Below are 25,018 nucleotides of genomic sequence, written 5' to 3'. Positions count from 1 at the left end.
GATGTCCTCGACCGTCGCGCGAGGGATGAGGGCCGTCATGCCACGACCCCTCTGTAAAATCCGAGACGCTGGAAATGCCCGATCATCCGGCGGGCCTGCTTTTGCGCAGAGCGGTCGACGGCCTCGATCTGGGCCGCGTGCTCGATCGCAGGGATGAAAAGCTCGATGGCCCGGTCGATCGACGACCCGGCGGCGAAGATGAAGAACTCGCAGTCGACCAGCGCCTTGATCCAGTAGAAGGCGATCAGGCCGAACTTCGAGACCTCGGAACCTTCAGGGGTGAAGGGCGCGGACACCTCGCGGTGGACCCTCGTTACCCGGTTCAGGATTTTGCGCTGTTGGCCCGGCAGCAGGTCCGCCACCGGCTCCTTCGCTGCGTCGAGCAGGTGTCGCTGGCATTCTGCGAACTCAGGTCCGGCCTGCTGGTCCTCGGGCACACCGGCGATCAGAACGCCGAGCATGATCTGGGCTGGCAGCAGGATCTCGACCCGCTGGCGGTCGGTCAGGATCATCGCCCAGCCTCGACCGGCAAGAGGTCGGTCGGGGTGGCGTCACGCCATACAGCAACTCGATGTGCGTTGGCCGGCCTCACATGGCCGTTTGGCGGGCTGGCCTGCCACTCGTCGCGCTCAAATTCGAGCTGCAGGACCATGACCACTTCACGGTCAGGCCAGAACCCAATCTTGGCGATGCGATGCCGTCGACGACCAGTCGGCTGCCAATCTGTCCCATAGGTAAGCATCCATGGCACGATCATGAGTTACTTCCCCTTGCTTCGCTTGGTGATTGCTGCCCGGGTGGCAGCGAGATCCTTGGCGCGCTGCCGCTTCCGCTTGGCCGCCGCATGTCGACCTACGCGATCGTCCGCCTGGGCTTGGTCAGCCAGCCGGCCGATGTCTTCGGTGAGGGCGTCGCACTCGGCGCGCCAGTCGACGGGCGGCTGGCTTTGGGGCGCGGTGCGAACGACCGGCGCCTGGGCCGGCGGCGCCGGATCCGCTGCCGGCTCAACCGCAAGTATCGGTTCGGCAGCGATGATGGAGATCTCGGTGAAGACGACCCAGCCCAGATTGAGGAAGCGAGTGCGGGCCTCGGCTTCGCTCTTCCCGCTGATCTCGTAAGTCTCGACGCTCTCGCCAGGCCGGCGGTAGCTGATAAGATATCGGGCCATCACCAGCCCCGCTTCTTCAGCCAGTACCGGGCAGTGAACTTGGTATCGGCGTTCAGGTCGCTCTTGGCGGCGATCCACTCCAGGTAGTCGAGCGGAGCCTCAGAAAAGAGCTGCCCCTTGGCTTTCGTGCCGAAGGTGATGCGCCGCAGCAGGGCGGGATACTTCGAGATCTGGACGAGCTCGTCGGGGCTCTTCTCGTCGAGCAGCCGGTTGAGGATATGCGCGGTCACATACGCGTCAGGCAGCGCCCGATGAGGCGGCGACGCGAGCTCGCGATCGAGATCAAGGCCCAGGCAATAGCGCAGGCCCTGGTTGCTGTGCGTCGGGGCATCGGGCCAGACGACGAGCGCGCACTTGTAAGTGTCGATCCAGGCACGGCCGTTCCCCTTGTGGAAGTGCTGCTCGAACTGCGCGTTATGAGCCGCGAGCAGGTCCTCCGGCGCGCACCCCTCAAAGAACGGCTGCCAGAGCGTCGCCAGTTGCGGGCTGCTCGCGACGTCCTCGTCGGTAATGTGGTGCACCGCCATTGTGACGGGCGGGATCGGGCTGCGAGGGCGGGCAAGCGATGTCCAGGCATTGCCGATGTCGCGCGTCACGAGGTCCACATCGATGCGACCGAGCTCAATGATTTCGGCGCCTTCGTCCTCGGGCGTTCCTGTCGTCTCGAAATCGATCACGCGGACGCGGCGCGGACTGCCGCCGGTGTTGGGGAAGAGGTCAGCCACGCGCCGCCCTCCCGGCTGCGCGCGCATCGATATCGCCGGCGATACGCTGCGCGACGAAAGTCGCCGTGCTGGCCTCCATGACCTTGACGCTCATCGCCTGCATGGCGCGTCGGGCCTCTCGGTCTCGGATCTTGCCGATCAGATGGCCTTGCACGGCGGCGAGGGCTGCGATCGCCGCAGCCTCGTCATGCACGCCCTGCGGGCCGCCGGCGCGCTCAAGAGCTTCCATCACGGCCGAGCGGTAGGCGTCGGTCTGCGCGGGTCGAAGATCGATTGTCGAGCGGAAATGGCTCATCTGGTTTTCGGTCCGTGTGAGGGGATTTTTTCGAGCCGCAGCCGGAAGCCGCAGGCCTGGACAAGCGCTTCGATGTCGTCCAATCGGGGAGCACGCAGGCCGTGCTTCCATTGCGAGAGCTGCGGGCCGCCCAAGCCGGCGCGCTTGCCGGCGGCGCTGTAGGGCACGCCCTGCCGGTCGAGCTCATCGAAGATCTCGCGGATGATCGGCGACACCGTCCGAGCGGGCTTTGTGGAGCGCGGCTTAGGCAGCGGCGCTCGAGGCCTTGCTATGGGAAGCGCCGTCATTCGACGGTCCCGCCGTCGACGCATTGCTTTCCGCGCCGGCGTTGCGCGGGACCGCAACGGTCCAGGATGAACGCGACAGCCTCCTCCTGCGCGGCAGACGTATCCACCCCCTGACGAGCCCGCTCGCGCGCGTCCGTCAATGCCGCGATCGCATGCGGGGTTGAGCAGAAGGACGCGGCGACCATCAGTGCCGCCCCTCGCGTTGGATCACGCTCTCAAGGTCAATGCCGCCGCCCTCGGCGACGAGGTCGCCCAGCAGCATCCCCATCGTCACCTGCTGGATCTGAATGGTGCGCCGCAGTTCGCCATACGCCGCGCCGAGGATCTCGCGGATGGCGTCCAAGCTCACCGCGCCGCCTTCGTCGATGTTCTTGATCTGGCGCGCGACGCGGTCGGCCAGCAGGCGGGTTTCGCAAAGACGGCACATCAGGGTTTTTCCTCGTCAGAAAGCGCCAACTCGCAGCCGGCCAAAATGAAGGTGAAGACAGCCGCGAAGATCGAGGCGATGGTGGCCGCCGTGGCGCTGCCGCCGAACGCCGTGACGGCATGGAAGACGCAGCCGGCGAGGAACGTCGCGGCGACGGCCGAGATCACGAGGCGCCTCATTGCCGGAGCCCTCGGATAGCCTCGGACACGCGGCCCGGATTGACGTTGAAGAGCCGAGCGATTTCGACCTGCGACATCTGCGGGTGCGCTACGGAATAGGCGCGCAATGCCGTGCGTAGGGCGGGAGTGATCGTGGTGCTGGAAGCCGGCGCGATCCGCCGAGGGCGGCGCCGTGAGAGGGCGTCAGCGAGGTCCGCAAGCTCGGCCAGGCCGTGAGCCGTCGCGAGCTCGCGCATGCGACGCTGGATGGCGGGGATACGCATGGCGCTCAGGCCTGCGTCTGGGCGAAGGAGAATTCGTCGCGACCGATCACTCGGATCGGCGCGGGCGCGATCCCACCGTTGCGGACCCAGCCGCAATAGGTGGCGAAGTCGAAAAGGCGGATCTCGATGATGGGGAGATAGTCGGCCGACGCAGCTACTCCGAGCGCGTAGTCGACGGCTTCATCGATCGTGGCCTCGGTCTGGATCAGAACCTTCGCCACCTTGTTGCGCCCCTTCGCCTTGGCGAGGTGCGGAGGAAGCTGGCGCTCCATTTCGATGCGGATCATTCCGCTGCTCCTTCAATCAATCCAACGACTGAAGGTTAGCGAAGGATGTCGGCTTTTGTCCATCGTTAAGTTGGATTTAATCCAACAAAATTTAGAACCGCCAGCCGAATGCAAGGGCCCGATCGAGGAGCTCGCGCGTTATGCCAAGCGCGTGCGCGATCTGATGGTCGGTCCTGCCGCCGGCGCGCATCGAGCGCGCGGACTGGCGCCATCTCTTGGTTCTGTCGAAGACCTGGACCCGCCGACCGCCTCCGACATAGAGCGTCCGCGCATGAAAGGCGGATCCAGCAAGGTAGCGAGCGAGGTTCATTTCCATGACCGACGTCCCGAGGCGCGAGCCTTCTCCATAGCCCGCTGCTGTCGGAACCATTCCAACGTTCCCGCAATATCCTCCAGCATTTCCAACTCGGCAGGCTTCAGGAGGACCCAGGTCTCGTCGGCATCGATACCGGAACGCGTCTGCCCGCGCAGGCGCAGATCCATGACGAAATAGACCATGGCCGCCAGGCCCTGTTTCGGGTTGATGCGTGGCTTCTCGACCTTCTGAGGGAACACGTCGGCCAGCGCCGGCTCGTCGAGCCCTTGGTCCAGATCGCGCTCGATCTCGTCGTCGCTCACCATGGCTCGACACCGTCCCTGGTCAGTCCCATGGCGATCGCGGCTGTTGCCCGGTCGCGATACCGGTACGCGCTGGCGCGGCTCATTTCCTGCCGACTGGCGATCGCGTCGTCGAAGTTCCGGCGATAGACCTTGCAGCGCAGCCAGAGGTTCAGGACGAGGGCAGAGGTCGGCAGCTCGGCGATGACGTACCGGGTCGTCCAGAAAAGCGCGTCCGTGAGCTGGGAGACCTCGCGCGGCGATAGCCGCCTTCGGGTTGGTGGCGGCTCTGTCGGATCGTCTGCGCTTTCGCGGATGCCCCAGCCTTCGGCCTCGAAGTCCTCGGGGCCGGCCACGAAGGCGGGGAAGGTCGACCGAACCGCCGCAGGCCCGGTCGGTCCGGCATGATACCGCGCCCACCGGATAGCCTCGACCAGGCACTCGCGCACCATCTTCGGCGTCCAGACGTCGGCAAGTTCTCTCGCTTCGATCGACAGCGCGCGCTCATCAGGCATTCAGAAAGGCCTCGACGTCGTCGTCAGAGAACGGCAGGTCGTCGACCGGCGCATCGGTCGCCTCGGCGCGCGGGCGGCGGGGGCGAATGCCTGGCGGCAGGCCGAAACCCATGACCGCCTTGCCGGTGGCCCAGACGTGATCGTTCCGGATCCCAATGATGTTCTTTGCGTAGAGGTGATCCCTGGCGCGCTTGATCTGCTGCCGTATCCGCGCGCGCTCCTTCTCCTTCTCGTCCTCGGTCAGATCGTCGAAGTTGTCGGGCTTCTCCAACTCGGCGAAGCGCGTCGTCATGGCCTTGCCGGAGACGACCCGGGCGCCCTGCTGCAGCCCGAGTTCGGCCGGCGCGTGGCTGTAGACGAGTTGGTCCGCCAGCATCTCGTAGAGGATGCGGAAGACCTTGGCGTTGGTGCCGCCGAGCTGCACGGCACCCGTCGCCGAAGGCTTCGCACTCGCGTCGCCGCCTGGCGCCGCGACGACGCAGCTGGTCACGTCCTGGCCGTCTTCGGGATCAACGCCGATCTTCACCTGCGGCAGCACGAAGCGGATCGAGACGCCGTCCTCGCCGTCCTTCTGCTTGGCAATGACCGCCTCTCGGATCTTGCGCCCGCTGGCATCGGCATGGTCAGGCACCACCCGACAGAGGAGGACATTCTCGACATTCGCGAAAAGAGAGGTGTGTCCGCGCGCCTTGCTGCCCCCAGCATTCAGATGATGGACCAGCATCACATGCGCACCGGTCGCCTTCCGGATCCGGTCGCAGCGCGCCAGGACGAGCCCCATGTCCTTGCCGTCGTTCTCGTTCGCGCCGGGCGTGGCCTTGTTGAACGTGTCGATCGTGATCAGCTCGATCGGCAAGCCATAGTGGCTCTGCCAGTACAAGCATTCCTCGATGAACTGGTCGGTAGGATCGTCGCTCGAATACAGGTCCAAGGGCGATTGCAGCAGCACGAAGGGCAACGGCTCGTTCGCGACGTCGAAGTGCTGCTGATAAGCCGGCAGGCGCCGGCGGCGAACGCCAGTCGCACTTTCACCCGCCTGATAGATGACGAGGCCGCGCCGGACGCGGCGGCCGAACCAATCCACACCCCGCGCTACGGCCATGTTCATGTCGATGGCGAGGAACGATTTCCCGCTCTGGCTTTCGCCCAGCAGGAAGGATAGCTCGCCCTTGGTCAGGACGCCCTTGATCAGTTGCTCATAGACCGGGCCCGGCTCGTTGATGTCGAGCCATTGCACGGCGCCGAAGCGGCTCTGGAACGGCACGGCCTCGAAGGGCTTGGCATTGATCGCCAGCGCGTAGAGCTGCTCGGCGCTGCCGCCGGCAGGGAGCCAGTCATCGACGCCCCCCTTGAGCGGCAGATCCGGCAAGTCCAGCACTCGAACGCGGGCCGCGACACCGAGAAGCTTGTTGCCGACGATCCCGCGATGCTCAAGACCGGCAACATCGTTGTCGGCCAGGATCGTGACCTTGGCGCCGCGAAACCATTCGAGCAGGTCGTCCGGGAACTTGCCGGCGCCGCCACTATTGCAGGTCGCCGGCACGCCGATCGCGCGAAGCATGTCCGCCTTTTTCTCGCCCTCGACGATGAAGATCTCGGCCCCGTCCGCGATGTCCTCCAGCAGCTCCGGCAGCCGGTACGGAAGTGGCACGGTGCCTTTCACCTTCCAGGTAAACCCGTTCCGCTTCGAAGGGTCCGGCTTGCGCTGCAGGAAGGACTTGCTGTGCCCCTTGGCATTCTCCGCATCGTCCCAGTCAAATCGGACGACCTGGTATCGCAAGGTGCCGTCGGCTTCCCGATAGTCGTAGACGGCGGTCTGACGCGCGTGGTCAGGGACCTGCGGCGGCAGCCAGTTTCCGGCCGGATCATGCCGCGATGGCGCGCGATCGCCGCCGCCGTGGGTAGGACGCCAGCCATCGTCGCGATCCTCAATGTGGTATCCGTGATCGCGAAGCCACTGGACAGCGTCTCCTCCTGCAAGGCCCGTCTGGCGCTCGATTGCCCAGAGCACGCCGCCGCCCTCTTTGGCCTCATGGTCGAAGAAGGTCCCGGCCTTTACGTCGACCGATAGGGATCCATTGGTTCCGAAGCGCAGCTCGTCCTTGCTGGAGAGGTGCTTGTTGGGCTCTCCATACAAATCAGCCGCGACCGCCCTGGCGTGCTGGGCGAACTGGTCGCCCCTGTCGTTTGTCATCGGTGCCCCTGGTCAATCAATCCCCTCCCGCGTTGGCGAGAGGTGCCGTCACGTCTGTGAGAAGAGCGGCGTTGCCGCCGCGCCGACCCGCCCGTCGAGGATCGAGCAGGCGTAGAGCCAGCCCGCGATCGCATCGCTTTCGTCGGTGTTCTTGGGCTCGTAACCGAGCGAAACGATCTGCTTGAAAACGTCGCTCTTGAGCTCCCCTTCCTTCCGGCGGCCGGAGCCCTTCGGGCGCGGCGGCAGGAGGAACGAGCGAATGGATGCGGCTTCCGCCTCGCGGATATCCAGGACGCCGCAGGCGTAGGCGGTCGCCTCGGCAACGGCCGGCAGACCAATCAGCATGCGGATCGCGGCAAGGTTCGTCTGGCCGCCCATGTGCCTCGGATCGCGAGGCGCCTCGTAGATGAACAGGTTGGGCTTGAAGGCCTGGAGCCGGCCGCCGATGAACCGGAGCAAGCCGGCGAATACCGCCGGACTGTCGCTGCCTTCAGGAGCGAGCCGCTCCGACCCATAGATCGGCCGCTCGCCGACCCGGCCCTCGCACCATCCGGCGTTACGGGCCAGGTCCATGAAGAAGATCGATTTGCCCGGGGCGCTCATGCGTGCGCCTCAGGCGGCAGGAGGGCGACGTCGGGGGGGATGATCGAGACGATCGCCTCGCGGATGAGGATGCAATCCCTCCGTCCCACCTCGCGCCGGCGACCGGCTCCAGCCGGCTCGCTATCAATTCGCGAGCCGTAGACGGTGCCGTCCGCAGCCAAGGTCTCGTTGAGGTCGAAGAGGGTGTGGTGGTCGGTCTCGAACAGGAACCAGATGTCGCGGGCCTGGCCGTTCTGGGAGATCTTGATAGTGACCTGAGAGATCATGCGGGTGAAATCCTTGCAATCAAAAGGACCGCCGCTGCTCATCAACGGCTTGGTCCAGCCCCTCCCGCTTCAACCCGACTGAAGGGGAGCGGGAGGGGCCGCCACAGCCGCGCGCCATCTCCCAGGGGGGAGTGGGGTGCGCGCGGCGGGTTCAGTGGGTCGAGGGGGCTTGCGTGCCGAGCATGCCCTGCACGACGGGATCGCCCTTTTCGGTGGCGCCCTCGCGATCGCGCGCGCGCTGCACGATCCGCTCAAGCGTGGGGATCATGTCGTCGAACATGTCGATCCAATCGAACATGCCCAGCTTGTCGGCATAGTCGAGGACGCCGCGAAGGGTCCCTTGCTGCTTCGCGGTCTCGTTGCGCGAGAGGCCGACGACGAACGTGAGGGCCTTCCGATCGAGGCCGTACTGCTCGATCGCCTGCTTCGTCGCCTGGCCTGCCAGACCCGAGTTCTCGCTGGCGTTCTCCTTGTGGCGGTTGATGTCCTTCACCACCCGCTTGAGATCGGAGGCGGCAACGCCGCGAACAGTGGCGGCATCGGCAGGCTTCATCTTCTTGGCCATTGCGGCCTCCTACGTTTCGGGGTTGGCAGAGGCAGGCGGAGGAATGTCAGCGGTCCACCTGGAGGGAGGTGGAAGCGCGCGCGAGTAGCGGATCTCGCGGGTCGAGAGCTTGCTCATCAGCTCAGGGGGGACCTCCAGCGGCGGCGGGCGCGGGACACTGCGGGGCCACGCGACATGCGCGGGCCAGAGTGCCGAGAAGCGCCCGACCACCCGGTCGTAGGAGCTGATACGCAGGTCGCTCCGGTGGTAGCGGGAGACGAACGCCCGGTCGTCCGACACGACTTCAGACACGAGCGTGAGGGGCATGCGCGTCGCGTTGCAGTACGCCTGGAAGAGCGCGGCGATGGCCTTGCGGGCGACGTCGATGAGCGGAGGATCAAGCGGCTGTGTCATGGCCGCCGATAGAATTGGATTAAATCCCAATATTCAAGGGGGATAAATCACACTGGCGCTTGTTCCAAATAAAAATTATTATCCGCCCCATTGGTGGATTGATTGAAGGATTGGGCGATATGTTGGGTGACATCCTGCGCGCTCGCGTCAGATCGCGGCTCGACGATCTGGGCATCAACCCGTTCGAGGCGGAGCGACGCGCCAACCTCAAGCGCGGCTATCTGAATGACCTCCTGATAGGCAAAAAGGACATGCTCCGCGAGAAGGCGCTGCCTGCTCTCGCCGAGGCTCTGGAGTGCGACTATGAGTTCCTGATTGGAACGCAGGACGCCCCAGTCGGTGCGCCTTCAGGCCTGAAAATCTCTGGCATTGCCGAGGCAGGAGCCTGGCGCGCGCCGGGCGCGGCCGGGCTTCCAACTGCGCCGCTTCCGATCCCCCTGGATCCTCGGTTCGATGCTGATCGACTGCAGGCCTATCTCGTTCGAGGAGATCATGCCGGCGGCCTGGGGATCCTTGACGGGTCCATCATCACGATCCTAACGGGCGAACAGGCCCAGCCCCGCGATGGCGACGTCGTGCTGGCAAAGCAAGTCGAGGCAAACGGGTCTGAAGAGATCTCCATCAAGGTTGTTTCGGGGAAGTCGCTCGCTTCCCGCCCGCTGAAAGGCGATCCGATCTCAGTACCGATCGATGACTGTGAAATCATCGGGCGCGTGATTAGTACCTTCCGAGTTTTTGGATCATCCAACTAATCTAGAAATTCGAATATTTATGTAAGGGGGAAGGGGTATAAACCCCTTCCCCTTTTTTATTATATTTATTTCTATCCGCGCGCGCATCCCGCCCGCGTGTCATGCGCAGCCCGCGCACGTAGCCCCTGACCGCGCCACCGTCAACGCCGGTAACGCACATTTTCAGTGGGATTAAATCCAATTAATAGGTTGCTAATCTCCATTAAGGAGTTTTAAATCCAATCAGTGACCGAAGCGCCGAACCTGATTGCGGCGCGCCAGGGTGGATTGATTGGAGGCGACCCGATGCAGAAAGCCAGACGAGCCGCGCCTGACGCCGGCCCTCGGCAGCACATCCTTCGAGATTGCTAACCATAAGGTCAGCATAAAATTCGGACTGCGAGACAATACTCGCGTCTGAGCCCCATCATGCCGAAGCATAATTAGCCTAGGGGGCAGAAATGTCTAAGAACAGCGTCAGACACCACATTGCAAGCGACGATCTTGCCGCGATCACTCGCGCGATTATTCAAGATCAGATGGCCGCAACGCTTCGCGCCGCGAGCATTGATCTTACAGACGACGAGGCCTGTGTTCGGATCTTGGTCGCGAGCGGATTTGGCTCGGCGTCTATTGCCGAGCTCTCCAGCCAGGCTCGGTCGATGGCTACGGCGCCGGCCAGGATCTCCATGAAACCGACGCCTCGCGGGCCGTGCAAGCCCCTCCAAGAAACGACGGCGAGAAGAGCGGCCCAGTGACCAGCGACATTGAAATGATCCGTCCGCGCAATCGGTCCGCATGGCTGGCCGCTCGTGGACAGGATGTGACCGCTTCTCAGATTGGCGCTCTCTTCGGAGAGCACGAGTTTCTGACGACCTTCGAGATTTGGGCCACGAAGACCGGCCGCTTGGCGAGATCCAGCGAGGAAACGCCGGCAATGCAGCGCGGACGCCTGCTTGAGCCCGTCGCCGTCCAGCTCCTGCGCGAGCGCTTCCCAAAGTGGAAGGTCGAGCACAACGCCGCCGCCAATATCTATTTCAGAGACCCCGCCGCGAGGCTCGGCGGCACCCCGGACGTCATCGTCAACGCCCCAGATCGCGGTCGAGGGGTCATCCAGATCAAGAGCGTCGAGGCTTCGGTCTTCCGTCACAAGTGGCATGACGCGGACGTCGACGAGCCGCAGCCGCCGCTCTGGATAGCCCTGCAGGCGACCCTGGAAGCCTATCTGACGTCCAGTTCCTGGGCGGCTGTTGCCCCTCTGGTGATTGGCCACGGCCTCGAGATGCCGCTGATCGACATCCCGCTCGTCCCCGGCGTCGTCGAGGCCATGAAAGTCAAGGCCGCTGAGTTCTGGCGGTTGGTCGCCGCCGGCGAGGAGCCTCCTGTCGACTACCGCCGCGATGGTGAGGTTCTCGATCGCATCTACGCCCAAGGTGACGAAGCAACCGAGGTCGACCTCTCGGCGGACAACCGTATCCCGACGCTCGTGGCCGAGCGCGCCTTTTACCGGGACGCGATTGCCACGGCCAACCGCCAGGTCGAGGCGATCGATACCGAGATCAAATCGAAGATGCGCGACGCCCAAGTCGCGCACATCCCCGGCGGCCAGAAGATCACATGGAAGCCGCAGAAGCGCGCCGGCTTCTTCGTGGAGCCCAAGACCATCCGCGCGCTTCGCTACCCCAACGAAAAGGCACGATAGACGATGGAACGGAAACCCGTCGCCGAACAGATTTTCGGCCACAACAAGGCGCCGCTGGCGGACGTCCTCGCGAATGACTTTCGCGACCTTGAAAAGCTCGTCGGCGACGCCGTTGAGCTCTTCAGCAAGACGCCGGCGAAGTGCAAGACCGAGGAGGACTTCAAGGCCCTCGGCAAACTGATCATCAGCGCCCGCCAGATCGGCAAGCAGGTTGAGGAAGCCCGCAAGGACGAGACCGACCCTCTGTTCAAGGCGCAGAAGTCGATCAAGGCGCACTTCGACGCGATGGCTGATCGGGTGACGGCTGCGATCGCGCCGCTCCAGAGCGCCGCCGACACGTATGTTCGGGAGAGGCAGGCGCAGGAGAAGCGCGAACGCGAAGAAGAGGCTCGCAAGCTGCGTGAAAAGGAAGAAGACGCGCGGCGCAAAGCGCAGGAGGCCGAGGCGGCGGGCCGGACCGCCGTCGCAGGTCGCGCCGAGGATCGCGCGGAGGCGCTTGCCGAGCGCGCGGAAGCCATCGAAACGAGCAGCACGTCGGCTGCCGACGTCGTCCGCACTCGCGTCGCCGGCGGCGGCGTCGCGACCGCCTCGGCGAAGTGGGATTTCCGCATCGCCGACTATGATGCGATCGATCTGAACAAGCTCCGCCCGTTCCTCAACCGCGATCACGTCGAGGCGGGCATCCGCTCGATGGTTCGGGTCCAGAAGGGCAACACCAGCCTCGTCGGCGTGGAGGTCTTCCAGGAGACCAAGGCGGCGTTCCGATGAGCGGCTTCCTGATCCTCGACACCGAGACATCCGGCCTGTTCGACTTCACCCAACCGGCCGACGCGCCGGGGCAGCCGCACCTCGCTCAAGTCGGCCTGATCTACCTCGATCATGTCGGCGCCACGCCGCGACGCAAAGGGGCCTACGTCCGCCCCAACGGCTGGTCCATGGAGGCCGGCGCGAGCGCCGTCAACGGCCTCACCGACCAGTTCCTTCGCGAGCATGGGACCGACGTCGAGATGATCCTCGACACCTACGAGCAGGCCATTGACGAAGGCCGTGTCGTCGTCGCGTTCAACGCCCAATTCGACACGAAGGTGATGCGAGCCGAACTTCGGCGGTCTGGTCGCCCGGACCTGTTCGAGCGGACGCGGAATATCTGCGTCATGCGGCCGATGATGAAACTCGGGGTGCAGAAGGCCGGATCCAGCCGAGGCTATCCCAAGCTCTCGGACTGCTGCGCGCACTTCGGCATTGCCCGATCCGGCGCGCACGACGCGCTCGGCGACGCCGAAGACGCGCTCGCCATTTTCCTGAAGCTGCACGAGCTGGGCGCCCTGCCGGCGCCAGCGGTCCACTACGCGAAGAACCGGCCGTAGCACCGGTCTCCCGAACCTTCCCCGACATGCCCTGTAACAGCCACGAGGAGAGACCCATGGCGAAGACTGTCCAGGCTTTAAAGATTGCCGCGTCGTGGACGCCCAATCAGCCGACCGCCGGCGTGATGATCAACGCGGTGCTTGCAGAGACGGACGCGTTCGGCGCTCGCTTCTCCAGCGGCCGGCTTCTGCTGAAGCACGCCATCAAGATCGACTTCACCGACCCGTCCCAGGCGCAGCGCGTGAGCGCTCGCGCCGCCGACATCAAGGCCGGGCTCGCATCCACCGGCACGCTTCACGACTTCCGGACCACGGCCGGCGCCGTTCATGCGGACGAGGCAGAAGTGCTGCCCGAGCCGGTCGTCGAGCCGAGCGCCGATATGCCGTCCGAACTGCCGGAGGGCTTCACGATCCGCGACAGCGACGGCGCGCTGATTATCCCGGATGCCGCCGACGAAGCTCGGCCGAGTGGCCCTGTGGCCCTCTATGCCCGCTTCGATCGCATCGAGACGGTCAGCGGCAAGGTCCTGAAGACCAAGGAAGGGCCGGCACCGGGCGGCGAAGCGGCAGCCGTATCGCCGCCGGCCTCGTCCGGAAAAGCCGTCCGCAAGGCCCGCGCCGCCGGATGACCAGCGCCGAGGGCGCCATCGCGCCCCGGCTTCCCCTCCCGACGTGAAAATGGAGGCCCAACGTGGCCCAGGACATCGAGAAGATCGACCCCGAGACCGGGGAAGTGATCCTGTTCACCGAGACAGCCCAGCCGCTCGCCGTGCAGTTGGCACAGGCAGAGCTCAATCAGGCGGTGACGACGGCAAAGGCGTTTCCGCGATCGATCACGCAGGCAGTGCAGAACATCATGAGCCTCGCGACGCTCGACGAAGAGGCGGCGAAAGAGAGCGTCTATGCCCTGCCGCGTGGAGGCAAGCCCATCAAGGGCCCTTCGATCCGGTTCGCAGAGATCGTCGCCAGCCAGTGGGGCAACTGCCACACCGGCTCCAGGATCGTCGCCGTCGACCGGTTCGAGAAGGTCGTGATCGCGGAGGGCGTCTTCCTGGATCTCGAAACAGGCATGAAGCGCACCGCGCAGATCCGGCGCCGCATCAGCGACAAGAACGGCCGCATCTTCAACGACGACATGATCACCGTGACGGGCAACGCGGCGGCCTCGATCGCAATGCGTGAGGCCATCCTCAAAGGCATTCCGAAGGCGGTCTGGCGTAAGGCCTACGAGCGGTGCGAGGGGGTGATCGCAGGCGACATCAAAACGCTGGCGGTTCGTCGCGACGACGCGATCAAGGCGTTCGCCGTCTGGGGCGTGAAGCCCGAACAGATTTTTGCGGCCCTGGAGGTCGGCGGTCTCGACGATGTCGGCTTGGACCAGCTCGCGACGCTCACCGCGATGCACAAGGCCATCAAGGGCGGCGAGCAGAAGGTGGAGGACTATTTCCCGGCGAAGGTCGAAGGAGACAAGGCGGTCGAAGCTGCAAAGGGCACGGCCGCCAAGCTCGGCAAGATCGCCGAGGGAGCCGCGAGCGCCAACCGGGACGACAGCGCCGAGCACAAGAAGCCCGCTGCCGGCTCCGGCAGGACGACCACCCACAACGCGGCCGAGGCGGAACAGGCGCAGATCAGCTCTGGCGAAGACCGCCGCTCTCCCGACGACGGCCCGACCGATGACGAGGGCGCGGCCGGCGCCGAACCCCGCACCTTCACCGATGCCGAGATCGAGGGCGCGTTCCAGCGCGGCGAGGAAGCTAAGGCCAAGGGCATGAGCCGCAAGGCTTTGCCGCCCGAGTGGAAGGCCGAGGGGTTCGAGCCCCTCGCTGACGCTTGGGTGCGCGGCTTCACCGGCGCCTAGGCCGATCCGGGCCACCGGCGCGGGCCAGGGAGCCCGCGCCACCTCCTCAGACAGGACTTCGAGCATGACAGCAATCGACAGGAAGCTCGGGCCGGATGATGCGCCCGAGGTCAACCGAATGATCGGCGTTCGCCTGGCCGCGTTCATGGCCTCGACCGGTCGGTCGCGCGACAAGCTGGCCTCCGGCCTCGGCGTGTCGACCCATATGATCGCCCGCTTCGAAAGCGGCAACAGCGCAATGACCGCCGTGCAGCTCATGCTCGCGGCTCGGGTTCTGGGCATCACCACCGCCGTCCTGACCGGCGAAGAGAGCTTCAAGGGCGGTGCAGCATGAGCGCCGCCGGCTTTCCCCTATCCTGGCCGCCCACCTTCCCCCGAGCCAAGAACCGTGAGAAGGGCGCGTTCCGGACATCTCTTGCCGGCGCGCTGAAGAACGTCGAGGAGAGCCTTCGCCTCTTCTCCCGCGATAGCGGCAAGAGGATCGACGGTCTGGTGATCTCTTCCAACGTCACGCTCGGCGCGATGAAGCCGGCCGACGCTGGGGTCGCGGTCTGGTTCGTCTGGGATGGCCTGCAGGTCTGCATTCCCGTCGACCGCTACGTGTCGGTCGAAGCGAACCTGCAAGCTATCCACCTCATCATCGAGGCGCGACGCGTGGAGCTTCGTCACGGCACGCTGGCGCTCGTCCGAGCGAGCTTCGCTGGCTTCGCTGCACTGCCGGCGCCGGCCGGTCCGCCCAGTTGGAAGACCGTCCTCGGACTTGAGCGCGTGCCGACCGTCAATATCGCGAAGGCCACGATCGAGAATGCCTTCCGTGATCTGTCGAAAAAGCGGCACCCGGATATGCCCGGCGGCTCGACCGAGGCGATGGCCGAACTCAACCGCGCGCGCGACGAAGCGCTGGCCGAGGCGGCGCAATGAAGCTGCATCCCACCATTACCCGCCGCCGGGTCGAGCACGCTGTCGAGCGGCGGATGCTCAGCCTCGACAATCCCGGCCTCTGCATCGCCTGCGGTGAGGAAGCCGATGGTTGCGAGCCCGACGCCCGCGAATACGAATGCCAGTCTTGCGGCGAGGCTGCCGTCTACGGCGCCGACGAGCTGCTGATGGAGATGGGATAGATGGCACTCTCCCCGCAGCAAGACGCCGCCATCAAGGCCGTCTCGGCCTGGCTGGCCGACCCCTCGGCTAGGCAGGTCTTCTACCTCGCCGGCTATGCTGGAACGGGCAAGACGACGATCGCCAAGCGGTTGGCGGAGGATGCCGGTAAGGTCGTCTTCGCCGCCTTCACCGGCAAGGCGGCTCTCGTCCTGCGCTCGAAAGGATGCGCGAAGGCGTCAACCATCCACTCGCTGATCTATCGCGCGGAACAGGACGCCAGAGGCCTGACGACCTTCGTGCTGAACACGAGGGATAGCCCGGCCTGCAACGCCGACCTGATCGTGATCGACGAGGTGTCGATGGTCGGCGAGGAGCTTGGCCGCGACTTGCTTTCGTTCGGCCAGCGGATCCTCGTCCTGGGCGATCCGGCCCAGCTTCCGCCGGTCAGCGGTGAAGGCTTCTTCACCGCCGGCGCGCCCGATTTCATGCTGACCGAGGTTCACCGCCAAGCAGCTGGCAATCCGGTGCTGCAGCTCGCGACCAAGGTGCGTCAGGGCGGCAGGCTTGAGCTCGGATCCTATGGCACCAGCCTCGTCGTCCGCCGCGATCAGGTCGGCCAGAAGATGGTGCTGGGCGTCGACCAGGTTCTCTGCGGCACGAACAAGACGCGCAGGGTCACCAACGAGCGGATCCGGAGGCTTCTCGGTCGCGAAGGTCGCTTCGTTCCCGGCGACCGCGTCGTTTCGCTCCGCAACGACAAGGACCTGGGCCTGCTGAACGGAGCGCTCTGGGAAGTCGACGAGGTTTCCTATCAGGACATCGACGAGACCGAGATGGTCGTCCAGCCGATCGACGCCGGCATGCCCAACGCCGTGGAGGTGCGGACGCATCACGCCTGGCTCGATGGGCGGGAGAAGGAGCTCCATTGGCAGGAGCAGCGCGCCTATCAGCCGTTCGATTTCGCCTATGCGCTCAGCGTTCACAAGGCCCAAGGCTCGCAGTGGCAGAGCGTCCTCATCTTCGACGAGAGCCGCGTGTTCCGCGAAGACGCGGCCAAGCACCTCTACACCGCCCTTACACGCGCCGCCGAGCGCGTCATCGTTGCAATCTGAAAGGCCGGAAAATGGCAGGCATCAACAAGGTGATCATCGTCGGCCGCATGGGTGGCGACCCGGAGATGAGGACATTTCAGAGCGGCGACCAAATGTGCGAGTTCTCGGTCGCAACCTCCGACACATGGCGCGACAAGCAGACCGGCGAGCGCAAAGAGAAGACGCAATGGCACCGGATCAAGGTGCTCAACAACTCCTTGGTCAAGAACGTCATCGAGCAATACCTACGCAAGGGCTCTCTCGTCGGCGTCGAGGGCGAGCTGCAGAACGAGGAATGGGAGAAGGACGGGGTCAAGCGGATCACGACGAAGGTCGTCGTCACCGCTTTTCGAGGGACCGTCTATCTGCTCGGCTCAAAGGACGACGGCGGCGGCTCGTCCGGCGGTTCGTCGCAGCGGTCGAGCGCGTCCAGCGGTGGCAACGGGCAGTCGTCCAGCAGCTACAGCGGTGGCGGGCGCCCGTCGAGCGGCTACTCGGCCGACATCGACGACGACATCCCATTCGCCCCGGAATGGCGGTGACGGTCATGTCGACGCTGGACCTCAACAACGACGACCTGGACGCCATCCTATTCCGGTTCTGGATACGGGCGGCGAGCGAGTTCCCATCCGAAACCATGATCGCGCTCTGCTCGGCGACGACCGCAGACGCATACCGGGTTGCGCTGCTGAACCTCGCACGAGTGAAGAAGGTCAACCTGCCACACCGCGCGACAGCCTCCTCGCTCGTAATGGCCCAGGCAGGTCTCGTCGACAGCCTGCGCGCAGCCCTCGCGGAGGTCGTGGACGGCACGCCGGCGCATCACCTCGCCGAACAGCACGGGATGACCATCGAGCGAGCGAGCGAGATCCGGAAGCTCGCGGGGCTCGACGCCAGCGATCACCAAGGGAGCAACAGATGATCCAGGTCATCGTCTACAGCACCGACGAGCCTTGCCACGAAGCATTTCGCTTCGCGGCGCACCTGATCGGCCCCGGCACCGGCGCGAAGGGCAAGCCGATCGCCGAGATGCTCCCGATGGTCTTCCACAGCGCCACAGCGGAGACGGCTCGGGCCAGCGCCGAGGCGTGGCTCGCAGCCGAACGCGCGCGCCAGGACAAGATCGGACGCGATCCCGGCGCACGCCGCAAGAGTAAGGCCAGCTCGCACGAAGGGGAGGACGCAAATGCCGAAGTCTGCGATTGACCAGGATCTGCGCGACCAACTGCTCGCCGTCGGCGAGGCCGTCCGCGCGATCGCCGCTGATACTGTTCCCCGGTCGCTTTTCGAGCGCCGCCAGACCGAGCTCCTCGAAGCGAACAATCGCCTGCTGATGCGCGCGCGTAGCGCCGAGGCAGCGCTGGCCGAGGTCATGGGAGGCCGCGACCATGGCTGACCTCCTCAAGGTTTCTGGCCGGCTACGGTTCTACGGATGGACGCATCCGACGTGGGATCTGCTGCAGCCGGACGGCTCGGCCGTCGATATCAAGCCGGCATTCTGGGAGGCGATCCTCTCGATGGCCGGCAAGCGCGGCGGTCACGACTATGTCGGCCACCATTTTCCGTCGATGCGGATCTATCTGGAGCCTCGATCGGATCGGGAGATCCTGGCGCGGGAGATCGACTGCGGCATCATCGAGAGCCGCCTCGATAATGCCGGCTGGTCAAACATCGCCGCATATTTCGAGCAGATCCTCGTGGCGCTCGCCGGCCGGCTTGTCGAGTTCAAAGCCTCGCCGGACGAGATCGAGATCATCGCCGATCGGACGGAGAAGGTCCCTCACGTCCTCTACTTCGGCCGAGGCAACTCCGCCCGCGTGCCGGATGGCGCCGAGCGTATCGTCTGCCGGGCCGGCGAGGCGGATTGCTGCATCTTCTTGACGATGGGAACCGGCGGCTTCGAGTGCGCGAAGTTCAGCGGGCCGATGGCGCTGCATCTGCTGCAGCGCGCCGGCGCCGGAGAAATGCGAGCCACTCGGCTCGGAAACTGCGCCGTGGTCGGCCGCGAGGCGATGCCGGACCAGGAGACGACCAATGGAAAATGAGCCGCACTGGCATTGGCGAAACTGCCGCGACGTCGGCGTCAGCATTCATTTCTTCCCGCTCTCGTGGAGGCTGGGGTTCGAGCGCGAGGCCGACGTCTACGGCGGCGATTGGCACTTGCTGGTCGGCCCGCTCGGGTTCGTCCTTCACGCCAACATCGGAAATTGCAGTAGCGATCGGTGGCTTGAGCGCAAGCTCGGTCTGTCGATGGATGAGGCTTGGCAGCGTTCGGTTCGTTTCGAGGAGCGGGCCGATGGCTGACCTCTACATCCCCTTCACCGGGCCAATGGTCCGCGCTCTGCTCGCCGGGACCAAGTTCCAGACACGGCGCCCCGTCAAGCCGCAGCCTATCGTGCAGGCAAATGGCGCGTGGCGCTGGGAAGGCCGCAACGGCGGCTTCGTCGGCGCCATGGGCACCCATGTCGACGATGGCTTTCCCCAGACGGCGGCAATCCATGCGCGCTATCAGCCCGGCGACCGCCTTTGGGTCCGCGAGGCTTGGCGTGTCAGCAAGAATTACGACGCGCTGCCCCCGCGTGACCTGCCGCCGCGCAAGATGACCGTCCTCTTCGAGGCCGGCGGATCGATCGCCAACCAGGCAGACGGCCATTGGCGCCCATCCGACTATGAGCCGGAGCCCAAGCACGCGGGATGGGTCGGTCGCTATCGGCCTGGGATGTTCCTCCCGCGTTGGGCATCCCGGCTGACGCTCACCGTGACCGACGTCCGCGTCGAGCGGCTGCAGGACATCAGCGAGGAAGACGCTATCGCCGAAGGCGTCGAACGGCTGCACCACGGATGGTTTCCCTATGGCATCAGCACCTTCATGACGATGGTCGTCAAAGGGCGCGAGGTCCCGGCTCAGTGCTGCCGGACGGCGCACGACAGCTACCTGATGCTCTGGAATGCCATCAACGGCCCCGGCGCCTGGGAGGATAACCCTTGGGTCGCCGCCTACACGTTCACCGTCGCGCATCAGAACATCGATGAGGGAAAGCCATGTTCCTGACGATCCACGATGTTGTCGCGTTGAGCGGCTTGAGCCGTGCCCAGATCGACCTCTTGATCTCGCGCCACGGCGTCGCGGTGCGCGGCCGCGCCGCGCCGGGAGAAGGTCGGCGCTTCGTTAAGGCCGATGCTCTCCGCTTTGCAATCGCCGGCGAGCTGGCGCGACTTGGGCTCAATCAACCCCGCATCAGCGATGCCCTCGCCAGCCTCAAGGGTCTGACAAATGACCTCCATGCGCACATGGCCGACATCAGCAGCCCACAGATCGTGCTCTCCGTCGACGCAGCCGGGAACTTGGCGGCCGATGTCGTCGACGCATGCAAGCACGCACCGTGCCTCCGTATGTCGATCGTGATCGACGCGCGGCCTCTGCTGGCTCGCATTGAGCGGCAGATTGCCGGAGCATCAGCATGACGAGCACCTCGACGCAGTCGCGGCCGTTCCGTCACCGCGCCAATCATTTCCTGCACTGGCGCGAGGACAACGGCGGCGCGGTCCGCTGGGATAAGGGAGGCGCCCAAGCGCGCCGCCGCAACCGCGAACGCCAGCACGATGCGGCTTCCAGCGGCCTGGTCCCGACCGACAGGCGCATCGAGGCTTCCCTCGAAGCAGGGGGCGTCCTCGCGTGAGCCTTCCGCCGCCCGATCCGCTTCTGGTTGCGTTCGTGCGCGCTTTGGCTAAGGCTGATGCTCGCCGCGATCGCGCGCGGGCCGGATTGATTGAAGGTGAAGGCGAATGCACGACCAAGGAACGCGAGCGGCTATCTATGCCCGGTTCTCGACCGACCTCCAGAGCGAGCGATCCGTCGACGACCAACTCGCCCTGTGCAGAGAGTTCGCCGCCCGCTCCGGGCTCAAAGTCGTCGCCCAGCACTTCGACAAGGCGCGCTCGGGCGCCTCGGTCTTCGGACGAGACGGATTACTCGGCCTCATGGACGACGCCCGCGCCGGCAAGTTCGACACGGTCATCGTCGAGGCGCTAGACCGCCTCTCCCGCGACCAGGAAGATCTCGCCGGGCTGCATAAGCGGCTCACCTTCATGGGGGTCAGGATCGTCGCCGTTCACGACGGCGCCGCCGACGCAATCCAGGTCGGCATTCGCGGCTTGGTGTCGACCCTGTTTCTGGCTGACCTCAAGCACAAGGTGCGACGCGGCATGGCCGGCGTCGTCAGGGACGGCCGCCATGCGGGCGGCCGCGCGTATGGGTATCGTCCCGTCATCGGCCATCCGGGCGAGCTCGAGATCTACGAACCGGAGGCGGAGATCGTCCGGCGCATCTTCGGAGAGGCTGCCGCAGGGCGCCTTGCCCGTGAAATCGCAACCGGCCTGAACCGAGATGGTGTTCCCGCCCCGCGCGGCGTCTCGTGGAACGCCAGCACCATCGCCGGGTCCGCCAAGCGCGGCTATGGCATCCTTCGCAATCCCCTCTATGCCGGCAAGATCGTCTGGAACCGCGTTCAGATGGTTCGGGATCCTGATACCGGCAAAAGGGTGAGCCGCGTCAACGACGCGAGCGAGTTGCGAGAGGCCGAAGCCCCGCACCTGGCCCTAGTCGATGCAGAGACCTATGAGGCGGTCGCGGCCATCGTGGAAGGCAGAGCAAAACGAGCCAAGGGCGGCGAGTACGTCCGCCGGCCGAAGCGCCTGCTGTCTGGCCTGCTACGGTGTGGCCACTGCGGCGGTGGCATGTCGATCCACGACCGGAACAAGAGCACGACGCGCATCAAGTGCACGCGGTCAGTCGAGGGGGGCACCTGCGACAACCGGAAAAAGTACAACCTCGAAAAGATCGAGAACGCGGTGATCGCGGGCCTGCGCCAACAGCTCGCCCATCCGGAGCTCTTGGCCGAATACGTCCGAGCCTATCGTGAGGAGCGGCGGGACGAGGCCGCCAAGGCTGCAAGAGAGCGCGCGACAGTCGAGCGGCGCGTCGCTGATCTGACAACCCAGATGGAGAGGCTGATGGGCGCACTGGCGCGCGGCGTGTTGCCGGTCGAGGCTGTCGAGAGCCAATATGGGCCGCTTATGGCGGAGCGGGACCGGCTCGCGGCAGATCTCGCGACGATCGCCATGCCTGACGCCGTCGAGCTGCACCCGCACGCTGTCCGCCAGTACAAGGCAGCCGTCGAAAATCTGGCCGGCCGCCTCAGCGAGCTTGACGACCGCGCCGACGCCGGGGCGATCGAGGCCTTCCGCGCGCTCGTCGATCGTGTCGTCGTGCACGACACGCAGTCAGGAGGGGTCTCGGCCGAAGTCATCGGCCATCTGTCCGCCCTGCTCGGCCAAGGCGCCGAGCAATTGGGGGGATCGATGGTAGCGGAGGAGGGTTGCAAGCGGAATAGCAACCTTTTGATCGTCCCGCTCGTCCGCTTTGTCGCCTATCCGGTGTGGGGGAAAGACCCCGAAATCGAGTATGCGACCGGGTTCGGAAGCATGTCGGCCGCTGCCGCGCGCGCCGTCGCGATATAGGTCCCGCTCAGGGACCTGAACCGGCTACGGGACCCTTAGCGGGCGGCCAAGCAGCCTTCATGTTCTCCACCCGATCCCACCGAATGCAGACGAAGGCAATCGCGCCGGCGACTGTTCCGCCGACGATCGCGGCGATGACCGCCCATTGCCACAGGGTCGTATCCGAGCCGGTATTCCGAACAACGTCGCTCAGCATGAGGGTCACGAACCCCGTTGCCCAGATAGCCGCAGCGATCGCGACGTGAGATCGCGTCAATAGCCGGGTGGGCAGGTAGAGGCTTATGAAGGCTGTGATGACGTACTGCCCGACCAGGAACAGGAACTCCACGGCTGGCACTTGGATTGACGACAGCGCCAACGCCGCACCAAGGATCGCCAGCACCGGCATGAATAGGACCGCTGCCAAGCCGATATGGAGCGCGGTTTGCCACCAAGCTCGGTCGTCGCGCGGTTCGGTAGTCATAGCGATCTCTTTCCCCCATTGGTGGAATGATAATAGCGAGATCCTGCTCGACGAATAGAGCAGATTGGCGGGTCGAAGACGCAAGCCGAAAACGCAAAAAAGCCCCCTCGCTGCGGTGAACCGCAGGAGGGGGCTAAGTTGCTTGGGAGGAGCCCCGAGGGGCCTGGTAAGGCGCGCCGGAGGCGCGACCGGTCCTTAGCGAAGGGAGGGCGGCTTGCGCGGCCGGGGGCTCGGCGAAGCACGTCGAGCCAGTTCCTCGGCGACGCCGCGCGCAACCTCTTCCTGAATAATGCGTCGCCGATCCTCTTCGTCGGCCTCGCGCTCGAACAACTCTCTCATCGCTTCAACCGCTGTGGCCGTCCGCTCAGCAGCCGTCGCGATCCGCTCATGCATTGGCTTGAGCGCTTTCACAGCGTCGGCGAGATCTCGCATCGGCTTCGTGTCTGCGATCTCGGCCGACGTGATCACATAGTCTTCGGTGGGCCGCCTCCGGCCCTTGATGAAATATCCGTAGACGGAGAGGAAGAGGGCCGCCAAGCCGGCCCCGATGTAGACGAAGATCTGAACCTGCGGCGGCAGCGACGAGGGGTCAGGTGCCGGTGATGCCATTGCGACGTACCTCATCGGAGTGACGGGCGTCCGATGAGGTACGGACGATGTTGTAGAGATCGAGCGCGAGCAGCACCGCCGAGGTCGAGAGCCCGGACCAGACCTGTTCGGAGGCCCAGACGCTCAGGACCTGCGTCGTCCAGAAGAAGCACGACAGGACCGACATCAGCATCCGCACATGCGGCGAGAACCGAGACCATGCCGTATCGGCAAAGGTCCCGTTGACGACCAGAGCCCCGAGCCGCAGGACCGCGACCAGGAGCGCCCCTCCGCCCCAGAAAAGTGGCGGAGGGAGCAGGACGATTTCCTCCGGCAGCATATCTCGCAGAGGCAGCCAGAGGGGGCGGTCGAAGTAGTCCGGGGTGAACATCGCGTTCAGCCCCCAGAGGAGCAGGATCGACGCCAGCCCCCATTCGGAAGCTCGGGCCGGGAAGTGACTGCTGACGCCACGATAGAGCCTAGCGATGATCATTGCCGCGCGCTCCCGAGTTCGAGCGCGGCGGCGTCGTATGCGGCCACGGTGCCAAGGTGCTTGATGTTGCAGACGCCGTAGGCGTCAATCGCCCGGTTGGCCATGGTCTGGGGGTTGCGGCTCGGAACCGGCGGCGGCGCTTGCTCGTGCAGCTCAGGGGGAAGCGGCGGAAGGGACGGCCCGACCGGGGCGAGCCGCGCGGTTGATACGTGATTGCACGCGGCCAAACTCATCGTCCCGATAATCACAACCGGGATCGCTGCGCGTAGTGCTCTCATCGCCGGCCTCCTCTCGAAGTTGGGCGATGGCGCGATTGACGCCGATCGCGATGGTGTTCACCCCGGCCGTGATGCGGGCGTTGCTGGCGATGGTCGCGTCGCGCGCCGCGATGGCGTCCTTCAGGTCGTCACGCTCCTTGCGCAGCGCCTTGGCCTCGTCGAACGTGTTGGTGATCCGATAGCCGGCGTAGCCGCCGATGGCGGTGCCCACGAGCAGCGCCAAGGCCATGCCTTTCACGCCGAAGACGGACGGGATGCCCATCAAAGGCCGCTCACGCAGAGTTCGCCCTCGCCGATGCGACGGGCGTCACCCATCTCGCGGCGATTGACGAGGCCGATAAAGACGCGGCCTGCGGCCTTGTTGAACGCAGTGGCAGCCTGGCAGCTCTCGACATAGCGGCCGGCGATGCCGAGCCGGGCCGCTGTCGACCGGCAAGCCGCGCCGGTGCCGATGTTGTAGGAGAGCGAGTTCATCATCGCGCGCCACGACAGCGGCTTCTTGTCGAAGCCGGGAATGCAGCGCACGAGCTGCACCCGGAACTCCAGCATCCGTTGAACGGTGCGCTTGTCGCAGCCGGCGGGCGTCTCCACCAAGCCGGGCTTCACGCCCTTAGTGTCGCCATCGCAGATCGTCCACGGAGCGCCGCCGGTCGCCGGGTCGGCATAGGCCTTGAGATGGCGGCCTTCCCACGGCTTGGTCAGATAGGTGGCCGCGAGAGCGACGTCATCCGGGACGCGCTCGCCGGAGAATGTGACCAGGCCGCCTACGGCGATAGCGACGATGCCGGCAATCGCCGCCTTCCCCCGCTTCGTCGACGTGAGTTTAGCCATCTGAGAGCCCCTTCTGCGGGACGAGGCGCGAGAACGCAGCGAGCACCGCAATCACGATCGTGACGGGCGTAAGCCAGCCTTCCGGCAGTGGCAGGGACATGCCGACGAAGGGCATGGCGTAGTCGAGCCCTTGGAGCAGAGCGATCGAGACGATCAGCCGGAAGCTCCAAGCGCGCGCCAGAATGGCGCGCCAGTTCGGGAGCAGCATGGATATCTCCGATGGTTGGCTTG

42 protein-coding genes are annotated in these 25,018 nt (G+C 65.3%); 20 read left to right on the top strand and 22 right to left on the bottom strand.

Annotated features, from left to right (window positions below; translation table 11 throughout):
• Positions 1 to 35: 35 nt before the first annotated feature.
• From WFK98_RS22015 to WFK98_RS21940, 16 genes are all read right to left on the bottom strand, one after another.
• A complete protein-coding gene (locus WFK98_RS22015; RefSeq protein ID WP_336801775.1) occupies positions 36 to 512 on the bottom strand; it encodes a hypothetical protein in 477 nt (158 codons plus the stop codon).
• 248 nt (positions 513 to 760) lie between these two features.
• Complete coding sequence (locus tag WFK98_RS22010; RefSeq protein ID WP_336801774.1) at positions 761 to 1,171, bottom strand: hypothetical protein; 411 nt, start codon at positions 1,169 to 1,171, stop codon at positions 761 to 763.
• A complete protein-coding gene (locus tag WFK98_RS22005; RefSeq protein WP_336801773.1) occupies positions 1,168 to 1,893 on the bottom strand; it encodes an exonuclease domain-containing protein in 726 nt (241 codons plus the stop codon). The genes WFK98_RS22010 and WFK98_RS22005 overlap by 4 nt, the downstream gene beginning before the upstream one ends.
• Positions 1,886 to 2,188, bottom strand: coding sequence for a hypothetical protein (locus WFK98_RS22000; protein ID WP_336801772.1), 303 nt, complete (start codon positions 2,186 to 2,188; stop codon positions 1,886 to 1,888). The genes WFK98_RS22005 and WFK98_RS22000 overlap by 8 nt, the downstream gene beginning before the upstream one ends.
• Positions 2,185 to 2,403: a helix-turn-helix domain-containing protein gene (locus tag WFK98_RS21995; RefSeq protein ID WP_336801771.1), complete on the bottom strand. Its 219-nt coding sequence runs from the start codon at positions 2,401 to 2,403 to the stop codon at positions 2,185 to 2,187. Before WFK98_RS21995 ends, WFK98_RS22000 begins: the two co-directional genes overlap by 4 nt.
• A gap of 68 nt (positions 2,404 to 2,471) precedes the next feature.
• The gene (locus WFK98_RS21990; protein ID WP_336801770.1) at positions 2,472 to 2,660 is read right to left on the bottom strand and encodes a hypothetical protein; all 189 of its coding nucleotides are present in this window, start codon (positions 2,658 to 2,660) and stop codon (positions 2,472 to 2,474) included.
• The gene (locus tag WFK98_RS21985; RefSeq protein WP_336801769.1) at positions 2,660 to 2,902 is read right to left on the bottom strand and encodes a hypothetical protein; all 243 of its coding nucleotides are present in this window, start codon (positions 2,900 to 2,902) and stop codon (positions 2,660 to 2,662) included. Before WFK98_RS21985 ends, WFK98_RS21990 begins: the two co-directional genes overlap by 1 nt.
• A complete protein-coding gene (locus WFK98_RS21980; protein ID WP_336801768.1) occupies positions 2,902 to 3,081 on the bottom strand; it encodes a hypothetical protein in 180 nt (59 codons plus the stop codon). The genes WFK98_RS21985 and WFK98_RS21980 overlap by 1 nt, the downstream gene beginning before the upstream one ends.
• 268 nt (positions 3,082 to 3,349) lie before the next feature.
• Complete coding sequence (locus WFK98_RS21975) at positions 3,350 to 3,631, bottom strand: hypothetical protein (RefSeq protein ID WP_336801767.1); 282 nt, start codon at positions 3,629 to 3,631, stop codon at positions 3,350 to 3,352.
• Between the two features lie 306 nt (positions 3,632 to 3,937).
• A complete protein-coding gene (locus tag WFK98_RS21970) occupies positions 3,938 to 4,252 on the bottom strand; it encodes a hypothetical protein (RefSeq protein WP_336801766.1) in 315 nt (104 codons plus the stop codon).
• Entirely contained in the window at positions 4,246 to 4,743 is a 498-nt protein-coding gene (locus tag WFK98_RS21965) for a hypothetical protein (RefSeq protein WP_336801765.1), read from the bottom strand. The genes WFK98_RS21970 and WFK98_RS21965 overlap by 7 nt, the downstream gene beginning before the upstream one ends.
• Complete coding sequence (locus WFK98_RS21960) at positions 4,736 to 6,937, bottom strand: AAA family ATPase (RefSeq protein ID WP_336801764.1); 2,202 nt, start codon at positions 6,935 to 6,937, stop codon at positions 4,736 to 4,738. The genes WFK98_RS21965 and WFK98_RS21960 overlap by 8 nt, the downstream gene beginning before the upstream one ends.
• Before the next feature lie 48 nt (positions 6,938 to 6,985).
• Positions 6,986 to 7,540: a hypothetical protein gene (locus tag WFK98_RS21955; protein WP_336801763.1), complete on the bottom strand. Its 555-nt coding sequence runs from the start codon at positions 7,538 to 7,540 to the stop codon at positions 6,986 to 6,988.
• A complete protein-coding gene (locus WFK98_RS21950; RefSeq protein ID WP_336801762.1) occupies positions 7,537 to 7,848 on the bottom strand; it encodes a hypothetical protein in 312 nt (103 codons plus the stop codon). The genes WFK98_RS21955 and WFK98_RS21950 overlap by 4 nt, the downstream gene beginning before the upstream one ends.
• Before the next feature lie 109 nt (positions 7,849 to 7,957).
• Positions 7,958 to 8,371 carry a hypothetical protein gene (locus tag WFK98_RS21945; protein WP_336801761.1) on the bottom strand — a complete coding sequence of 138 codons (414 nt, stop codon included), beginning with the start codon at positions 8,369 to 8,371 and terminating at the stop codon, positions 7,958 to 7,960.
• 9 nt (positions 8,372 to 8,380) lie between these two features.
• Positions 8,381 to 8,764 (bottom strand): hypothetical protein, encoded by a 384-nt coding sequence (locus tag WFK98_RS21940; RefSeq protein WP_336801760.1) that lies wholly within the window; start codon positions 8,762 to 8,764, stop codon positions 8,381 to 8,383.
• Between the two features lie 59 nt (positions 8,765 to 8,823).
• On the opposite strand from WFK98_RS21940, the gene WFK98_RS21935 reads away from it, so the two are divergent.
• The 20 genes from WFK98_RS21935 to WFK98_RS21840 all read left to right on the top strand — a co-directional run bounded on the left by WFK98_RS21935 (position 8,824) and on the right by WFK98_RS21840 (position 22,134).
• A complete protein-coding gene (locus WFK98_RS21935) occupies positions 8,824 to 9,516 on the top strand; it encodes a LexA family protein (RefSeq protein WP_336801759.1) in 693 nt (230 codons plus the stop codon).
• Positions 9,517 to 10,249: 733 nt separating this feature from the next.
• Positions 10,250 to 11,197: a YqaJ viral recombinase family protein gene (locus tag WFK98_RS21930; RefSeq protein WP_336801758.1), complete on the top strand. Its 948-nt coding sequence runs from the start codon at positions 10,250 to 10,252 to the stop codon at positions 11,195 to 11,197.
• 3 nt (positions 11,198 to 11,200) lie between these two features.
• Positions 11,201 to 11,965 carry a hypothetical protein gene (locus tag WFK98_RS21925; RefSeq protein WP_336801757.1) on the top strand — a complete coding sequence of 255 codons (765 nt, stop codon included), beginning with the start codon at positions 11,201 to 11,203 and terminating at the stop codon, positions 11,963 to 11,965.
• Positions 11,962 to 12,564 (top strand): 3'-5' exonuclease, encoded by a 603-nt coding sequence (locus tag WFK98_RS21920; RefSeq protein ID WP_336801756.1) that lies wholly within the window; start codon positions 11,962 to 11,964, stop codon positions 12,562 to 12,564. The genes WFK98_RS21925 and WFK98_RS21920 overlap by 4 nt, the downstream gene beginning before the upstream one ends.
• Positions 12,565 to 12,620: 56 nt before the next feature.
• Positions 12,621 to 13,193 carry a hypothetical protein gene (locus tag WFK98_RS21915; protein ID WP_336801755.1) on the top strand — a complete coding sequence of 191 codons (573 nt, stop codon included), beginning with the start codon at positions 12,621 to 12,623 and terminating at the stop codon, positions 13,191 to 13,193.
• Between the two features lie 62 nt (positions 13,194 to 13,255).
• Complete coding sequence (locus WFK98_RS21910) at positions 13,256 to 14,422, top strand: hypothetical protein (protein ID WP_336801754.1); 1,167 nt, start codon at positions 13,256 to 13,258, stop codon at positions 14,420 to 14,422.
• A 64-nt stretch (positions 14,423 to 14,486) separates the two neighbouring features.
• Positions 14,487 to 14,756 carry a helix-turn-helix domain-containing protein gene (locus WFK98_RS21905; protein ID WP_336801753.1) on the top strand — a complete coding sequence of 90 codons (270 nt, stop codon included), beginning with the start codon at positions 14,487 to 14,489 and terminating at the stop codon, positions 14,754 to 14,756.
• Positions 14,753 to 15,343: a J domain-containing protein gene (locus tag WFK98_RS21900; RefSeq protein WP_336801752.1), complete on the top strand. Its 591-nt coding sequence runs from the start codon at positions 14,753 to 14,755 to the stop codon at positions 15,341 to 15,343. The genes WFK98_RS21905 and WFK98_RS21900 overlap by 4 nt, the downstream gene beginning before the upstream one ends.
• Positions 15,340 to 15,543: a hypothetical protein gene (locus WFK98_RS21895; RefSeq protein WP_336801751.1), complete on the top strand. Its 204-nt coding sequence runs from the start codon at positions 15,340 to 15,342 to the stop codon at positions 15,541 to 15,543. Before WFK98_RS21900 ends, WFK98_RS21895 begins: the two co-directional genes overlap by 4 nt.
• Positions 15,544 to 16,635, top strand: a complete 1,092-nt coding sequence (locus WFK98_RS21890) for an ATP-dependent DNA helicase (protein WP_336801750.1) — start codon at positions 15,544 to 15,546, stop codon at positions 16,633 to 16,635.
• Positions 16,636 to 16,646: 11 nt separating this feature from the next.
• Complete coding sequence (gene ssb, locus WFK98_RS21885; RefSeq protein WP_336801749.1) at positions 16,647 to 17,156, top strand: single-stranded DNA-binding protein; 510 nt, start codon at positions 16,647 to 16,649, stop codon at positions 17,154 to 17,156.
• 5 nt (positions 17,157 to 17,161) lie between these two features.
• Complete coding sequence (locus WFK98_RS21880; RefSeq protein WP_336801748.1) at positions 17,162 to 17,536, top strand: hypothetical protein; 375 nt, start codon at positions 17,162 to 17,164, stop codon at positions 17,534 to 17,536.
• The gene (locus WFK98_RS21875; RefSeq protein ID WP_336801747.1) at positions 17,533 to 17,820 is read left to right on the top strand and encodes a hypothetical protein; all 288 of its coding nucleotides are present in this window, start codon (positions 17,533 to 17,535) and stop codon (positions 17,818 to 17,820) included. Before WFK98_RS21880 ends, WFK98_RS21875 begins: the two co-directional genes overlap by 4 nt.
• Complete coding sequence (locus tag WFK98_RS21870) at positions 17,801 to 18,010, top strand: hypothetical protein (RefSeq protein WP_336801746.1); 210 nt, start codon at positions 17,801 to 17,803, stop codon at positions 18,008 to 18,010. Before WFK98_RS21875 ends, WFK98_RS21870 begins: the two co-directional genes overlap by 20 nt.
• Positions 18,003 to 18,659 (top strand): hypothetical protein, encoded by a 657-nt coding sequence (locus WFK98_RS21865; protein WP_336801745.1) that lies wholly within the window; start codon positions 18,003 to 18,005, stop codon positions 18,657 to 18,659. The genes WFK98_RS21870 and WFK98_RS21865 overlap by 8 nt, the downstream gene beginning before the upstream one ends.
• Complete coding sequence (locus WFK98_RS21860) at positions 18,649 to 18,918, top strand: hypothetical protein (protein WP_336801744.1); 270 nt, start codon at positions 18,649 to 18,651, stop codon at positions 18,916 to 18,918. Before WFK98_RS21865 ends, WFK98_RS21860 begins: the two co-directional genes overlap by 11 nt.
• Positions 18,911 to 19,666: a hypothetical protein gene (locus WFK98_RS21855; protein ID WP_336801743.1), complete on the top strand. Its 756-nt coding sequence runs from the start codon at positions 18,911 to 18,913 to the stop codon at positions 19,664 to 19,666. The genes WFK98_RS21860 and WFK98_RS21855 overlap by 8 nt, the downstream gene beginning before the upstream one ends.
• Positions 19,657 to 20,079 (top strand): hypothetical protein, encoded by a 423-nt coding sequence (locus tag WFK98_RS21850; RefSeq protein ID WP_336801742.1) that lies wholly within the window; start codon positions 19,657 to 19,659, stop codon positions 20,077 to 20,079. Before WFK98_RS21855 ends, WFK98_RS21850 begins: the two co-directional genes overlap by 10 nt.
• Positions 20,076 to 20,294 (top strand): hypothetical protein, encoded by a 219-nt coding sequence (locus WFK98_RS21845; protein WP_336801741.1) that lies wholly within the window; start codon positions 20,076 to 20,078, stop codon positions 20,292 to 20,294. Before WFK98_RS21850 ends, WFK98_RS21845 begins: the two co-directional genes overlap by 4 nt.
• A 106-nt stretch (positions 20,295 to 20,400) precedes the next feature.
• The gene (locus WFK98_RS21840; protein WP_336801740.1) at positions 20,401 to 22,134 is read left to right on the top strand and encodes a recombinase family protein; all 1,734 of its coding nucleotides are present in this window, start codon (positions 20,401 to 20,403) and stop codon (positions 22,132 to 22,134) included.
• Positions 22,135 to 22,141: 7 nt separating this feature from the next.
• Here WFK98_RS21840 and WFK98_RS21835 read toward each other — a convergent pair whose 3' ends face one another.
• The 6 genes from WFK98_RS21835 to WFK98_RS21810 form a co-directional block, all read right to left on the bottom strand.
• Positions 22,142 to 22,597 carry a hypothetical protein gene (locus WFK98_RS21835; RefSeq protein ID WP_336801739.1) on the bottom strand — a complete coding sequence of 152 codons (456 nt, stop codon included), beginning with the start codon at positions 22,595 to 22,597 and terminating at the stop codon, positions 22,142 to 22,144.
• A gap of 195 nt (positions 22,598 to 22,792) precedes the next feature.
• Complete coding sequence (locus WFK98_RS21830; RefSeq protein WP_336801738.1) at positions 22,793 to 23,206, bottom strand: hypothetical protein; 414 nt, start codon at positions 23,204 to 23,206, stop codon at positions 22,793 to 22,795.
• Positions 23,187 to 23,678 (bottom strand): hypothetical protein, encoded by a 492-nt coding sequence (locus WFK98_RS21825; protein ID WP_336801737.1) that lies wholly within the window; start codon positions 23,676 to 23,678, stop codon positions 23,187 to 23,189. The genes WFK98_RS21830 and WFK98_RS21825 overlap by 20 nt, the downstream gene beginning before the upstream one ends.
• A gap of 153 nt (positions 23,679 to 23,831) precedes the next feature.
• Positions 23,832 to 24,218 carry a hypothetical protein gene (locus WFK98_RS21820; protein WP_336801736.1) on the bottom strand — a complete coding sequence of 129 codons (387 nt, stop codon included), beginning with the start codon at positions 24,216 to 24,218 and terminating at the stop codon, positions 23,832 to 23,834.
• Positions 24,218 to 24,787, bottom strand: coding sequence for a lysozyme (locus WFK98_RS21815; protein WP_336801735.1), 570 nt, complete (start codon positions 24,785 to 24,787; stop codon positions 24,218 to 24,220). The genes WFK98_RS21820 and WFK98_RS21815 overlap by 1 nt, the downstream gene beginning before the upstream one ends.
• Positions 24,780 to 24,995, bottom strand: coding sequence for a DUF7940 domain-containing protein (locus WFK98_RS21810; RefSeq protein ID WP_336801734.1), 216 nt, complete (start codon positions 24,993 to 24,995; stop codon positions 24,780 to 24,782). Before WFK98_RS21810 ends, WFK98_RS21815 begins: the two co-directional genes overlap by 8 nt.
• Between the last annotated feature and the right edge of the window lie 23 nt (positions 24,996 to 25,018).

The organism is Kaistia sp. MMO-174 (assembly GCF_037147815.1).
In the GTDB taxonomy this organism is placed as follows: domain Bacteria; phylum Pseudomonadota; class Alphaproteobacteria; order Rhizobiales; family Kaistiaceae; genus Kaistia; species Kaistia nematophila.
The sequence above is the reverse complement of the archived record's forward strand: the minus strand, read 5'-3'. Positions and strand labels throughout refer to the sequence as shown.